The 13,842-nt window shown below is 66.4% G+C and carries 12 protein-coding genes and 1 pseudogene; 8 read left to right on the top strand and 5 right to left on the bottom strand.

The window, feature by feature from the left end; all coding sequences use genetic code 11:
- Window positions 1-150: 150 nt before the first annotated feature.
- Window positions 151-876, top strand: coding sequence for a class I SAM-dependent methyltransferase (locus L0D17_RS10255; RefSeq protein ID WP_169335130.1), 726 nt, complete (start codon window positions 151-153; stop codon window positions 874-876).
- Window positions 877-1,030: 154 nt separating this feature from the next.
- On the opposite strand, the gene fumC is transcribed toward L0D17_RS10255, so the two are convergent.
- Window positions 1,031-2,428, bottom strand: coding sequence for a class II fumarate hydratase (fumC, locus tag L0D17_RS10250; protein ID WP_243095034.1), 1,398 nt, complete (start codon window positions 2,426-2,428; stop codon window positions 1,031-1,033).
- Between the two features lie 21 nt (window positions 2,429-2,449).
- Window positions 2,450-3,193: a TerC family protein gene (locus L0D17_RS10245; RefSeq protein WP_039457666.1), complete on the bottom strand. Its 744-nt coding sequence runs from the start codon at window positions 3,191-3,193 to the stop codon at window positions 2,450-2,452.
- Window positions 3,194-3,225: 32 nt separating this feature from the next.
- Between L0D17_RS10245 and L0D17_RS10240 the strand changes: the two are divergent.
- The 6 genes and pseudogenes from L0D17_RS10240 (at window position 3,226) to cimA (ending at window position 10,750) form a co-directional block, all read left to right on the top strand.
- A pseudogene (locus L0D17_RS10240) lies at window positions 3,226-4,192 on the top strand (YpdA family putative bacillithiol disulfide reductase).
- Between the two features lie 166 nt (window positions 4,193-4,358).
- The gene (gene ilvB, locus L0D17_RS10235; RefSeq protein WP_243095032.1) at window positions 4,359-6,047 is read left to right on the top strand and encodes a biosynthetic-type acetolactate synthase large subunit; all 1,689 of its coding nucleotides are present in this window, start codon (window positions 4,359-4,361) and stop codon (window positions 6,045-6,047) included.
- A complete protein-coding gene (gene ilvN, locus L0D17_RS10230; protein WP_039457658.1) occupies window positions 6,044-6,556 on the top strand; it encodes an acetolactate synthase small subunit in 513 nt (170 codons plus the stop codon). Before ilvB ends, ilvN begins: the two co-directional genes overlap by 4 nt.
- Entirely contained in the window at window positions 6,553-7,566 is a 1,014-nt protein-coding gene (gene ilvC / locus L0D17_RS10225) for a ketol-acid reductoisomerase (protein WP_243095030.1), read from the top strand. Before ilvN ends, ilvC begins: the two co-directional genes overlap by 4 nt.
- A 47-nt stretch (window positions 7,567-7,613) precedes the next feature.
- The gene (locus tag L0D17_RS10220; protein WP_243095025.1) at window positions 7,614-9,170 is read left to right on the top strand and encodes a 2-isopropylmalate synthase; all 1,557 of its coding nucleotides are present in this window, start codon (window positions 7,614-7,616) and stop codon (window positions 9,168-9,170) included.
- 2 nt (window positions 9,171-9,172) lie between these two features.
- On the top strand, window positions 9,173-10,750 hold the full coding sequence (gene cimA / locus L0D17_RS10215) for a citramalate synthase (protein ID WP_243095016.1): 1,578 nt from the start codon (window positions 9,173-9,175) through the stop codon (window positions 10,748-10,750).
- On the opposite strand, the gene L0D17_RS10210 is transcribed toward cimA, so the two are convergent.
- From L0D17_RS10210 to L0D17_RS10200, 3 genes are read right to left on the bottom strand one after another with little or no spacing between them, the layout of a single operon-like run.
- On the bottom strand, window positions 10,731-11,255 hold the full coding sequence (locus tag L0D17_RS10210) for a Uma2 family endonuclease (RefSeq protein WP_243095014.1): 525 nt from the start codon (window positions 11,253-11,255) through the stop codon (window positions 10,731-10,733). The genes cimA and L0D17_RS10210 overlap by 20 nt on opposite strands.
- A gap of 7 nt (window positions 11,256-11,262) precedes the next feature.
- The gene (locus tag L0D17_RS10205; protein WP_243095012.1) at window positions 11,263-12,039 is read right to left on the bottom strand and encodes an ABC transporter permease; all 777 of its coding nucleotides are present in this window, start codon (window positions 12,037-12,039) and stop codon (window positions 11,263-11,265) included.
- Window positions 12,036-13,034: an ABC transporter ATP-binding protein gene (locus L0D17_RS10200; RefSeq protein ID WP_243095010.1), complete on the bottom strand. Its 999-nt coding sequence runs from the start codon at window positions 13,032-13,034 to the stop codon at window positions 12,036-12,038. Before L0D17_RS10200 ends, L0D17_RS10205 begins: the two co-directional genes overlap by 4 nt.
- Window positions 13,035-13,055: 21 nt before the next feature.
- Between L0D17_RS10200 and L0D17_RS10195 the strand changes: the two genes are divergently transcribed.
- A complete protein-coding gene (locus L0D17_RS10195; RefSeq protein ID WP_200883382.1) occupies window positions 13,056-13,838 on the top strand; it encodes an ABC transporter permease in 783 nt (260 codons plus the stop codon).
- The last annotated feature ends 4 nt before the right edge of the window (window positions 13,839-13,842 follow it).

Genomic DNA, 13,842 nt, shown 5'->3' with positions numbered 1-13,842 from the left:
CAGGAGCGGTATGCCCCCCGTACACAGACTCTTACACATAACTCTTGACACGACCGCGGGCGGTGCACTATAGTTTGGCCAAAGCTCCGGCACCGGGGCCGGTGCCGCGCCGCGGGGGGATGGCCGATGACGGGTGCACACTGGGACGCCGTGTTCGACGAGGATTACCTGTACTTCTACGAGACCTTCTTGCACGACGAGCGCAACGAGAAGGAGGCCGAGCTCATCGCCCGGCTCCTCGACCTCGGTCCGGGGGCGGATGTGCTGGATGTGCCTTGCGGGCACGGCCGCATCGCCGTGCGCCTGGCGCGCCGAGGCTGCCGCGTGACCGGCCTCGACGCCAGCCCGCTGTTCCTGGAGCGGGCCCGCCAGGCCGCGGCGGCCGCGGGCGTCGGCGTCGAGTGGGTCCACGGCGACATGCGGGCCCTGCCGTTCGGGCGAGACTTCGACGCCGTGGTCAACTGGTTCACCTCCTTCGGCTACTTCGACGACGAGGAGAACCGCCGCGTGCTGGCGGAGTTCCGGCGCGTGCTGCGGCCCGGCGGCCGGCTGCTGATCGAGACGGTCCACCGCGACCGGATCCTGCGCAGCCTGCCGCCCGGCGAGCCGGTGCGCTTCGACGTGGTCCGCCGGGGCGACGACCTGATGATCGACCGCACCGGGTACGAACCGCTCACCGGGCGCGTGCAGACCGACCGCACCATCGTCCGGGACGGGCGTGTGCGCCGGTTCGCGTACGGGCTGCGGCTGTATACGCCGGTGGAGCTGCGGGACGAGCTGCTGCGGGCCGGGTTCGCCCGCGTCGAGCTGCTGGGCGACGAGGGCGGACCACTCACGCTCGACAGCCGGCGGCTGCTCGCCGTCGCGCAGGCGTGAGCGAGGGCGCCGAACCGCTGGTGCGCGCCGCGACCCGGGAAGGCAAGCGGCGCCCGGTGGCGAACCCATGGTGCGGCCAGTTCCGTGGTGCGCAGCGACCGTTACTATAGTAGTGCCCACCCCGCTTGGGGGTGGGCGTTCTCACAAATGGCCCTCAGGCCTCATGGGGCTTGGCCAGCCTTATGGGCACCACGATGCGGTCAAACTCCTCCTCCGTGAGGTAGCCCAGCTCCAGGGCAGCTTGCTTGAGGGTTTTCTTCTCCTTGATGGCCTTCTTCACGATCTCCGCCGCCTTGTCGTAGCCGATGGCCTTGTTTAAGGCGGTGGCCAGCATGGGGTTTTTCTGGAGGTGTTCCTCTATCCGCTCCAGGTTGGGCTCTATCCCCTTGGCCAGGTTCTCGTTGAAGGACTCCATGGCGTCGGCCAGGAGCTTGATGGACTCGAGGGCCGCATCCACCATCACCGGCTTGAAGACGTTGAGCTGGAAGTTCCCCTGGCTCCCGGCAAAGGCCACGGTGTGGTCGTTGCCGAAGACCCGCACCACCACCATGGTGAGGGCCTCCACCTGGGTGGGGTTCACCTTGCCGGGCATGATGGAGGAGCCGGGCTCGTTGGCGGGGATGAAGATCTCCCCAATGCCCCCGTAGGGCCCGGAGGCCAGCCAGCGGATGTCGTTGCCGATTTTCATCAGGGCCCCGGCCAGGGTCCGGAGGGCCCCCATGGCGAAGACCAGCTCATCGTGGGCGGCCAAGGCGACGAAGCGGTTCTCCGCCACCCGGAAGGGAAGGCCCGTCTCCTCCGCCAGGTACTTGGCCACCAGCTCCCCGAAACGGGGGTGGGCGTTGAGGCCCGTGCCCACGGCGGTGCCCCCGATGGCCAGGTTATAAAGCCCTTTTTCCGCCTCCTTGACCATGGCCAGGGTGTTCTTAAGCTGAGCCGCCCAGCTTCCCACCTCCTGTCCCAGGGTAATGGGCACGGCGTCCATCAGGTGGGTGCGCCCCACCTTCACGATGCCGTCAAAGGCCTTGGCCTTTTCCTCAAAGGTGGCGATGAGGGCCTCTGCCGCCGGGTAAAGCCTTTGGCGGAGAGCCAAAGCCACGGCCACGTACATGGCGGTGGGGAAGGTGTCGTTGCTGCTCTGGCCCCGGTTCACGTGGTCGTTGGGGTGGACGTACTTGCTCCCCAAGGGCTTGCCCAAAATTTCCGAGGCCCGGTTGGCGATGACCTCGTTCACGTTCATGTTGGTCTGGGTGCCCGAACCCGTCTGGAAGACCACTAGGGGGAAGTGCTCGTCCAGCTTGCCCTGGACCACTTCCTCCGCCGCCTGGATGATGGCTTTGGCGATCTCCTCGGGAAGCTCCCCCAGCTCTAGGTTGGCTCTGGCGGCGGCCTTCTTTAACATCCCGTAGGCCCTTATGACCTCCGTGGGCATGCGGAAGCGCCAGGCCCCGATCTTGAAGTGTTCCAAGGAGCGCTGGGTCTGGGCTCCCCAGTACTTGTCCGCCGGCACCTTCACCTCGCCCATGGTGTCCCGCTCAATCCGGTATTCCATAGGACCACCTCCGGACCGATTTTACCCTTCCTCCTCGTAGGGCTGGTGGAGCTTTACGGGCTCGCCCCTTAGCCCCGCCCTGAGGTTCAGCCACTCCACGAAGACGGCGAAGCCCATGGCGAAGTAGACGTAGCCCTTGGGGATATGGACCCCAGTGCCCTCCGCCACCAGGGTGAAGCCGATGAGGAGGAGGAAGCTTAGGGCCAGCATCTTCACCGTGGGGTGGCGGTTGACGAAGCCGTAGATCCCCTTGGAGGCCAGGAGCATGATGGCCACCGAGATGAGGATGGCCGCCACCATCACGGGCACGTAGCGGGTGAGGCCCACGGCGGTGATGACGGAGTCAATGGAGAAGACGATGTCCAGGAGGAGGACCTGGGCGATGACGCTGGCGAAGCTCGGTGCCACCCGCTTCACGGCGTGCCCCGGTTCCCCCTCCAGCTTTTCGTGGATCTCCTTCACCGATTTGTAGATGAGGAAAAGCCCCCCGGTGATAAGGACCAGGTCCTTCCCCGTGACCTCGTGGCCAAAAAGGGCGAAGAGGGGCTTCTTCAGGGCCATGATCCAGGTGATGGAGAGGAGGAAGAGGATCCGGGTCACCGCGGCCAGGCTCAGGCCCAGGACCCGGGCCCGGTCCTGCTCCTCCTTGGGGAGCTTGGAGGCCAGAATGCTGATGAAGATCACGTTATCCACGCCCAGGACCACCTCTAGCACCGCGAGGGTGACGAGGGCGATCCAGACCTCGGGGTTGGCGAGCCACTCCATGGGCAAGAACTATACCCCATAAACTGGGGAGGATGGTGGACGTGCTGGTGGTGGGGGCGGGCCCCGTGGGGCTTGCCTGCGCGATAGAGGCCAAGCGCTTGCGCCTTTCCCATTTGGTTCTGGAGCGGGGGACGGTGGCGGAGACCATCTACCGCTTTCCCCGGAACATGGTCTTTTTCTCCGAGGGCAAGAACTTAGAGATCGGCGGCCACCCCCTGGTGGCCCACGGCCCCAAGCCCACCCGCAGGGAGGCACTTCTCTACTACCAGCGCGTGGCGGAACGGGAGGCCCTAAACGTTCTCACCCACACGGAGGTTTTGCGACTGGAAGGCCAGGAAGGGGCCTTCCAGGTCTTAGCGAAAGACCGGTATAGGGAAAGGACGTTCCTCGCCCGCTACGTGGTTCTGGCCACGGGCTACTACGGCAACCCCAACCGCCTTGGGGTGCCGGGGGAGGACCTGCCCCATGTCTTCCACCGCTACGAGGAAGGGGAGGCCTTCTTCGGCCGCAAGGTGGCGGTGATAGGGGGGAGCAACTCCGCGGTGGAGGCGGCCTTGGAGCTTTATCGGGCCAGGGCCCAGGTAACCCTGGTTCACCGGGGAACGTGGGTGCGCCCCAGCGTCAAGTACTGGCTCCTTCCCGATTTTGAAAACCGGGTGAAGGAGGGGAGCATCCAGGCCCTCATGGAGGCTTGGGTGGAGGCCATCACTCCGGAGGGGCTTTGTCTTAGGCGTCCCGGGGGCCGAGCGTTCCTCCCGGCGGACTTCGTCCTCGTCCTTATCGGCTACCGGGCGGAGGACCGCTTGCTTCGGGAGGCTGGGGTGGTCTACGAAGGGGAAAAGCCCCGCCTGACCCCGGAGTTTGAAACCTCCATCCCCGGCCTTTTTGCCGTGGGCTCCTGCGCCTTCGGCCCCGACACCCGCTCGGTTTTTCATAGAAAACGGCCGGGAGCACGCCAGGCTGGCCCTTTCTGCCATCGCCAAGCGGCTTGCCCCTTGACACCCCCTTGGGGTGCGGGCTATCCTTAGCGGCAAGATGCGCTTGGCTCTCGCCCTATCCCTAGCCCTGGTCCTAATCGTAGGGCCAGCGGGGGGTAGGGTGTAGCGATTTTAAGGCGCATCCCAACCCCCCGGGAAACCGGGGGGTTTTGGTTTAGGAGGGGGCGATGAAGGGAGCGGAGGCACTCTTAAAGGCGCTGGAACGGGAAGGGGTGGAGGTGATTTTCGGCCATCCGGGCGGGGCCATCATGCCCACCTACGATGCCCTCTACGACAGCAACATCCGCCACATCCTGGTGCGGCACGAGCAAGGAGGGGTGCACGCCGCCACGGCTTACGCCCGGGCTTCGGGCAGGGTGGGGGTGGTGATGGCCACCTCGGGCCCCGGGGCGCTCAACCTGGTCACGGGGCTTGCGGACGCCTACATGGACTCCACCCCGGTGGTGGCCATCACCGGCAACGTTCCCCGGGCCCTCATTGGCACGGACGCCTTCCAGGAGGCGGACGTCACCGGGGTCACCATGCCCATCACCAAGCACAATTATCTGGTCCAGGACGTGAACGAGATCCCTCGGGTGGTCAGGGAAGCTTTCCACATTGCCGCCACGGGGCGCCCGGGGCCGGTGCTCATTGATATCCCCAAGGACGTGCAGCTGGCCGAGTTCACGGGGGATTTTGACGTGGCGCTGGACCTTCCCGGCTACAAGCCCACCACCAAGGGCCACCCCAAGCAGATTGAACGGGCCCTGGATGCCCTGGAGAAGGCGGAAAGGCCCATCCTGATGGTGGGTGGTGGGGCCCAGCACGCCCACGGTGAGCTCCTGACCTTCGCCGAGAAGACCGGCCTGCCCGTCATAACCACCCTCATGGGCCTCGGGGCTTTTCCCGGCAACCACCCTCTGTGGCTCGGCATGCCCGGGATGCACGGCACCGTGGCAGCCAACCGGGCCATCCACCACGCCGACGTGATCCTGGCCATCGGCCTCCGCTTTGACGACCGGGTCACGGGCAAGGTCTCCCGCTTCGCCCCCCACGCCCACACCATCATCCACGTGGACATTGACCCGGCGGAGATCGGCAAGGTGGTGCGCACCCACATCCCCATCGTGGGGGACGCCCGGCTTGTGCTGAAGGAGATGCTCAAGGGTGCCAAGCCTCTCAGGCTGGCCGGTTGGTGGCGGGAGCTGGAGGAGTGGCGTACCCGCTACCCCTTGCGCTGGAAACCCAAGCCCCACCTGCAAAGCCAAGAGGTGATCCGGGCCTTCTTTGAGGCCACCGGGGGGAACGCCATCGTCACCACCGGGGTGGGCCAGCACCAGATGTTCGCCGCCCAGTTCTTCCCCGTGACCAGGCCCCGGAGCTTCATCACCTCCGGGGGCTTGGGCACCATGGGGGTGGGGCTTCCCTTCGCCATCGGGGCCAAGCTCGCCCGCCCTGAGGAGCTGGTGATTGACTTTGACGGGGACGGCTCCTTCCAGATGACCCTGCAGGAACTGGCCACCGTGGTCAAGTACGGCCTGGACGTGAAGGTGGTGATCCTGAATAACGGCTACCTGGGGATGGTGCGGCAGTGGCAGGACCTCTTCCACGCCAAGCGCTACTCCGAGGTCTACCTGGCGGACTCCAACCCCGACTTCGCCCGGCTGGCGGAGGCCTACGGCATCCGGGGCATTAGGGTGGAGCGCAAGGAGGACCTGAGGAAGGGCGTGGAGGCGGTGCTAAACGCCGATGGCCCCGTGGTGGCCGAGTTCAAGGTCTACCATGAGGAAGGCGTCTTCCCCATGATCCCCGCAGGCGGCGCCGCGGAGGACATGATCATTGAACACCCCGAGGAGAAGGAGGAGGTGGAGGCGTGAGGCACGTCATCTCGGTCCTGGTGCAGGACCACCCGCGGGTTCTGAACCGCATCACGAGCCTTTTCGCCCGCCGGGGCTTCAACCTGGAAAGCCTGGCGGTGGGGACCACCCACGTTCCTGGGCTTTCCCGGATCAGCCTGGTGGTTTCCGGGGACGACCACACCCTGGAGCAGGTGGAAAAGCAGCTCAACCGGCTCATTGAGGTGCTGAAGGTGACCGACCACTCCGAGCCCCACGTGGAGCGGGAGCTTTGCCTGGTGAAGGTCCACGTGGCCGGGGTGGAGGAGCGGCTTGCGGTGAAGGACATCCAGGAGGCTTTCCGGGCCCGGGTGGTGGACGTGGCTCAGCAGAGCCTCATCCTGGAGCTCACCGGCGACTCCAAGAAGGTGGACTCCTTCATTGAGGCCCTGAGGCCTTACGGGATCCTCGAGGTCATGCGCACCGGCGCGGTGGCCATGAGCCGCGGCGAGAGGACCCTTAAGGTCAGGGAAAAACGGGAGGCGGTATGAAGATCTACTACGAGCACGACGCGGATCTTGGCTTCATCCTGGGCAAGAAGGTGGCGGTGTTGGGCTTCGGCTCCCAGGGGCACGCCCACGCCCTGAACCTGAAGGACTCGGGGGTGGACGTGCGGGTGGGCCTGAGGCCCGGCTCCAAGAGCTTCGCCAAGGCGGAGGCGGCGGGGCTTCGGGTGCTTCCCGTGGCGGAGGCGGTGCGGGAGGCGGACATCGTCATGGTCCTCCTCCCCGACGAGGCCCAGGGGCGGGTCTACCGGGAGGAGGTGGAGCCCAACCTCAAGGAGGGCGGGGCCGTGGCCTTCGCCCACGGGTTCAACATCCACTTCGGCCAGATCAAGCCCCGGCGGGACCTGGACGTCTGGATGGTGGCCCCCAAGGGGCCCGGCCACCTGGTGCGGAGCGAGTACCAAAGGGGTAGCGGGGTGCCCGCCCTGGTGGCGGTGCACCAGGACGCCTCGGGGAGCGCCTTTCCCACCGCCCTCGCCTACGCTAAGGCCATCGGGGCGGCCCGGGCGGGGGTAATCGCCACCACCTTCAAGGACGAGACGGAAACCGACCTCTTCGGGGAGCAGGCGGTGCTCTGCGGGGGGCTCACCCGGCTCATCCAGGCGGGGTTTGAGACCCTGGTGGAGGCGGGCTATCCCCCGGAGATGGCCTACTTTGAAACGGTACACGAGGTGAAGCTCATCGTGGACCTCATCTACGAGGCGGGTTTCGCCGGGATGCGCTACTCCATCTCCAACACCGCGGAGTACGGGGACTACACCCGGGGCGAGGTGGCGGTGCCGGTGGAGGAGACCAAGCGCCGCATGCGGGAGATCCTGCGGCAGATCCAGACCGGGGAGTTCGCCCGGGAGTGGATGCTGGAAAACCAGGTGGGCCAGCCCGTGTTGGAGGCCAACCGCAAGCGCTGGAAGGCCCACCCCATTGAGGAGGTGGGCTCGAGGCTTAGGGCCATGATGCCCTTCCTGCGGGCGCGGGTATTGGAGGAAGTGGGGTAGCCAGTAAGGCCCCCCTTGCGGGGGCCTTTTGCGTAAGGGAGGGAACCATGGAACGGCACATCCGGATCTTTGACACCACGCTCAGGGACGGGGAGCAGAGCCCAGGGGTGGCGCTTTCCTTGGACCAGAAGCTGGAAATCGCCCACGCCCTGGCCCGGCTCAACGTGGACATCATTGAGGCGGGCTTCCCCGTATCCGGGCCTTTGGAGTTTGAGGCGGTGCGGCGCATCGCCACGGAGGTAAAGGGCCCCATCATCGCCGCCTTGGCCCGCACCCACACCCTGGACATTGACCAGGCGGCCAAGGCCCTGGAGAAGGCGGAAAAGCCCAGGATCCACGTCTTCACCTCCGCCTCCAAGATCCACCTGGAGTACATGCTGAAGAAGACGGAGGAGGAGGTCTTGGAGATGGCGGACAAGATGGTCCGCTACGCCCGCCAGTACGTGGACGACGTGGAGTTTTCCGCCCAGGACGTGATGCGGGCGGACTGGGACTTCGTGAAGCGGCTTTACGAGGTGGCCATTGAGGCGGGGGCCACCACCATCAACATCCCCGACACCACGGGCTACGGCACCCCCGGGGAGTACGGGGCCCTCATCCGCCGCATCCGCGACGAGGTGGTGCGGGGGCGGGACGTGATCATCTCCACCCACACCCACGACGACCTGGGCCTGGCCACCGCCAACGCCTTGGCGGGGATTGAAAACGGGGCGGGGCAGGTGGAGTGCACCATCAACGGCATCGGGGAGCGGGCGGGGAACACCTCCTTGGAGGAGGTGGTCATGGCCCTCTACGTGCGCCGGGACTGGTACAAGGCCTACACCCAGATCAACACCCGCGAGATCTACCGGGTAAGCCGCTTGGTGGAGCGCTACACCGGGATGCCCGTCCCCCCCAACAAGGCCATCGTGGGGGACAACGCCTTCGCCCACGAGTCCGGCATCCACCAAGACGGCGTCCTGAAGCACCGGGCCACCTACGAGATCATGGACGCCGAGCTCATCGGTAGGCGCCCCGCGGTGATCGTCCTCGGCAAGCACTCGGGGCGGGCGGCCTTTAAGAAGGCCCTCGAGGACCTGGGCTACAAGGACCTCTCCGAGGAGGAGCTGAAGAAGCTTTTCGCCCGCTTCAAGGAGATCGCCGAGAAAAAGGGCCCCCTTTCCGCCGAGGAGCTCCAGGCCCTGGTGGAAAGCGAACGGGAGCCCGTCTCCCACTTCTTCACCCTGGAGCACGTGCAGTTCTTTTCCGGCTCGGGCCTCCTGCCCACGGCCACGGTGAAGGTGAGGACCCCGGACGGGGAAAAGGTGGCCACCCACACGGGGGACGGGCCGGTGGACGCGGTGTACAAGGCCTTGGAGGAGGCCATCGGCCTCAAGCCAGAGCTGGAGCTTTACCGGGTGGAGGCCATCACGGGGAGCACCGAGGCCTTGGGCCAGGTGACGGTGCGGCTTAGGCTTGGGGAGCTCCAGGCGGTGGGGGTGGGGGTTTCCCCGGACATTATAGAGGCCAGCGCCCTGGCCTTTTTGGACGCCGCCGGGAAGCTGGCCTCGGGCCGGGCCACCCGCCACCCCCCTTCCATCTCCGAGGTGGCGCGCGGGGTTTAGGCATGGTGGAGATTCTGGATACCACGCTCCGGGACGGCACCCAGGGGGAAGGGGTAAGCCTCTCCGTGGACGACAAGGTGGCCATTGCCCGGCGCCTGGCCGCCTTCGGCATCCACGTGATTGAGGGGGGTTGGCCCGGCTCCAACCCCAAGGACGCGGAGTTCTTCGCCCGCATGAAGGGGGTGGACCTGGGGGCGGCGAGGCTTGCCGCCTTCGGGGCCACCCGCAAAAAGGGGCTTTCCCCGGAGGAGGACCCCTCCGTTTTGGCCCTTTTAGAGGCGGAAACCCCGGTGGTGGTCCTCTTCGGCAAAAGCTGGACCCTGCACGTGCTGGAGGCCCTGGAAACCTCCTTGGAGGAGAACCTCCGCATGATCCGGGACACGGTGGCCTTCTTCGCCCAGAGGGGAAAGCGGGTCATTTACGACGCCGAGCACTTTTTTGATGGCTACAAGGAGGACCCCGGCTACGCCCTCGCCACCCTCGAGGCCGCCCGGGAGGGAGGGGCCGACACCTTGGTCCTTTGCGACACCAACGGGGGGAGCCTGCCCGAGGAGGTCTACGCCATCACCAAGGCGGTGGTGGAGCGCTTCCCCGGGGTTAGGGTGGGCATCCACCCCCACAACGACGCCGAGCTCGCCGTGGCCAACGCCTTAGCGGCGGTGCGGGCTGGGGCTACCCACGTGCAGGGCACCATCAACGGCTACGGGGAGCGGTGCGGCAACCTGAACCTCACGAGCTTCCTCCCCACCCTGGTCTTCAAGTACAAAATCCCCGCCCTCCCCCCCGAGCGGCTTCGGGGCCTTAAGGAGCTTTCCCACTTCGTGGACGAGCGGGCCAACCTCACCCCAAACCGCCGCGCCCCCTACGTGGGGGAGGCGGCCTTCGCCCACAAGGCGGGGGTGCACGTGTCCGCCGTCCTGAAAAACCCCCGCACCTACGAGCACATCCCCCCGGAGTGGGTGGGGAACGCCCGCCGCTTTTTGGTCTCGGACGTCTCGGGCCGCTCCAACCTCCTGGCCAAGCTCCAGGAGCTCGGGGTGGACCTTTCCCGGGAGGAGGCCAAGCGCCTCTTGGATGAGGTGAAGGCCCTGGAGTACGAGGGCTACGCCTTTGAGGGGGCGGAGGCCAGCTTCTACCTCCTGGCCCACCGCCTAAGGGGCGGGGCGCTTCCCTTTAGCGTGGAGGGGTTTAGCGTCTTCGTCCACGGGGCGGGCCTGGACACCGCCTGGGCCGAGGCCACGGTGCGGGTGCGGGTGGGGGATAGCCTGCAACACACCGCCGCCGAGAGCCCCTTCGGTCCCGTTTCCGCCCTGGACAGGGCCTTCCGCAAGGCGGTGTTGCAGTTTTACCCGGAGCTTGACGACGTGGAGCTCACGGATTACAAGGTGCGCATCCTCTCCGGGCAGGAGGCGGGCACCAACTCGGGGGTGCGGGTGATGATCGAGATGAAGCGGGGGGAGGAGCGCTTCGCCACGGTGGGGGCCAGCGAGAACATCCTCGAGGCCTCCCTCAAGGCCCTCACCGACGGCTACGCCTACGCCCTCCTCTTCGCCCGGGCCCCTACGCCCAAGGAAGCCTGACCTCGGGAAAGGCCAGGGGGCTCACCGCCTCTTCGGGGGTGAGGAGGCGGATTTCCCGGTACCGCCCACCCCGGGGGTCGCGGTGGACCTCCAGGAGGCCCTCCTTCAGGTTCACGAGCCACACCTCGGGGATGCCCGCCTCGGCATAGAGGGGAAGCTTCACCCCTCGGTCAAACTCCAAGGAGGTGTCCGCCACCTCCACCAGGAGGAGGACGTCCTCGGGGGTGGGGAGGCGATCCTGGTAGCGCTCCAAGGGGGGCTTGAGGATGAGGAGGTCCGGCTCGGGCTCGGAGTCCTCCGCGAGGCGTAAGGGAGACTTTACCGCCACCAAGGCCTTGCCTGCCAAAGCTTCCTTCAGCCGGTGGTCCAAGCGCATCGCGGCGGCCACGTGCCTGGGTCCCATGGGGCGCATCTGGTACACCTCTCCCCTTAGGAGCTCCACGTGGGGCACCCCCTGGAAGGCCCGCTCAAACGCTTCCACGCGGAAGCGGTACCGGGTGGCCATGCCGCCATCATGCCCCGTGGCCGGCATAGTGCCTGAGCCCAAGCCGCCAGAGGAGGCGCCAGAGGAGGAAGAAGAAAACCCCCCAAAGGAGCATCACCCAAAGACCCGGGAAGAGGCGCACCTCCTGCCCCGCCAGGAGGGCGGCGGGGAGGTAGACCAGGTAGGGGAAGGGGGTGAGGAGGGCGAGGGTCCTTAGGGGTTCGGGGAAGACCTCCAGGGGGGCGATGGTCCCGGAGAGGAAGAGGTAAAGGAGGAAGAAGACCTCCTCCACCGCCGTGGCCCGCTCGCTGAAGAAGGTGAGGAGGGCGACGGCGTACTGCATGAGGTAGCGGAGCAAAAAGGCTAGGGCGGTGAGGAGGAGCCCGAGGAGGAAGGACAAAGGCTCAGGTTGGAAGCGGGCCTCGGGGAAGAGGAGAAAGAAGAGGAGGGTGAGGAGGACCACGAAGGGAAGCCGGGCGAGCCTTTCCGCCACGTGGGCCGCCAAGTGGTCAAAGAAGGGGTCCAGGGGCCTAAGGAGGCGGAAGGAGAGCCTCCCTTCCACCACGTCCCGCTCAAACTCCCACACCACCCAGACCACCGTGGCCTGGCGCACCAGGAAGACCATGAGGAAGTAGCGGGCGAACTCCCCGGGGCCTAAGGGGAAATCCCCGTGCCGTGCCGCTTCCGTCCAGACCCCAAGGAGGATCAGGGGAAGCGCCCCCGCCAGGGCCCAAAGGAAAAGCTCCGCCCGGTACTCCAGCATGTAGGCGAGGTACACCCCTAGGAGGGCCCAGGCCTTCCTCATCCCTCCACCTCCTTGGGGCTTTGGAAAACCCGGGCGATGACCTCTTCCAGGGGGGGCTCCTTGACCTCGAGGTCCTCCACGGGAAGCCCCTTCAGGATGAGGGCCACCCGCTCCGTGAGCCCCGCCCGGGGGACGAGGAGCCTGGCCTCCCGCCCCTCCACTTCCCGCACCTCCCCGAAGGCCTTCAGGGCCTCCCGGGGAAGGGGTTTGGCCAGGACGAGCCGCACCTCCCGGTAGGGGGCGAAGCGGGCCAAAAGGCCCTCCAAGGCCCCGTCGTAGAGGAGCCTGCCATGGTGGATGACCAGGACCCTTTCGCAAAGGGCGGCGATGTCCGCCATGTAGTGGCTCGTGAGGAGGATGGTGGCCCCGTAGCGGGCGTTGTAGGCCCGCACGAACTCCCGCACCGCCACCTGGGCGTTCACGTCCAGGCCCAGGGTGGGTTCGTCCAGGAAGAGGACCTCGGGGCGGTGGAGGAGGGCGGCCAAAAGCTCCGCCTTCATCCTTTCCCCCAGGGAGAGCTTGCGCACGGGCTGGTGGAGCTTTCCCTCTAGCCCCAGCATCTCTGCCAGCTCCCCCACCCGCTTCCGGAACTCCCCCTCGGGGACCTCGTAGATGGCGGCGTTGAGCCGGAGGGTGTCCATGGCGGGCAGGTCCCAGATCAGCTGTTGCTTGTTGCCCATGACCAGGGTGATCTTCCTCAGGAAGGCCTTTTCCCTGCGCCAGGGCACGTGCCCCGCCACCAGCGCCTCCCCACGGGTGGGGTGGAGGAGCCCCGTGAGCATCTTCAAGGTGGTGGTCTTGCCCGCCCCGTTGGGGCCCAAAAAGCCCACCACCTCCCCCCGCCGGATGGCGAAGCTCACCCCCTCCACCGCCCGCACCAGGCGGTACTGGCGGAAGAGGAAGTGGCGCAGGGTACCCAGGAGGCTTTCCTCCTTCAGGGCCACGCGGAAGTGCTTGGTGAGGTCTTGGGCGAGGACGACGGCCTCGAGGCGCACCCTCTAAGTCTACGTGGTGTAATGGTCTTTGTGCGCTACCTGCGGGTCTACCTCCTCTTTTTGCGCCTTTCCTTGGCGGCGGAGATGGAGTACCGCCTGAACTTCCTCCTGGGGCTTTTCTCCTCGGCCCTCACCCTCCTCGGGGCCCTCTTCGGCCTCCTCCTCCTCTACCAGGGGGGGTACCGGCCAGGGGGGTGGGCCTGGGAGGAGGCCCTTTTGGTCCTTGCCGCCTTCACCCTGCTACAGGGCCTTGGGAGCACCCTCCTCGCCCCCAACCTCAACAAGATCGTGGAGCACGTGCAGCAGGGCACCTTGGACTTCGTCCTCCTCAAGCCCTTAGACCCCCAGTTTTGGCTTTCCCTCAGGGTCTTTTCCCCTTGGGGCCTTGGGGATTTCCTCCTAGGGGTGGGGCTTCTCCTTTATGGGGGAAGCCGGCTTGGCCTTGGGCTTGGGGACTACTTCCTTTTCGCCTTCTACTGGCTCGTGGGGGCCCTCATCCTTTATAGCCTCTGGTTCCTCCTCGCCACCACCAGCATCTGGTTCGTGAAAATCTATAACGTCACCGAGGTCCTGCGGGGGCTTTTGGAGGCGGGGCGCTTTCCCGCCTCCAGCTACCCGGCCCTTTACCGCTTCTTCTTCACCTTCGTGGTTCCGGTGGCTTTCCTCACCACGGTGCCGGCGGAGGCCGCCTTGGGGCGGGGGGAGGCGCCCTGGGTGGCCTTGGGGCTGGCTTTGGGCCTTTTCCTCCTGGCGCGGGGCTTTTTCCGCTTGGCCCTTGGGAGCTACACCTCGGCCAGCAGTTAAAATC

The organism is Thermus thalpophilus, assembly GCF_022760915.1.
In the GTDB taxonomy this organism is placed as follows: domain Bacteria; phylum Deinococcota; class Deinococci; order Deinococcales; family Thermaceae; genus Thermus; species Thermus thalpophilus.
The sequence above is the reverse complement of the archived record's forward strand: the minus strand, read 5'-3'. Positions and strand labels throughout refer to the sequence as shown.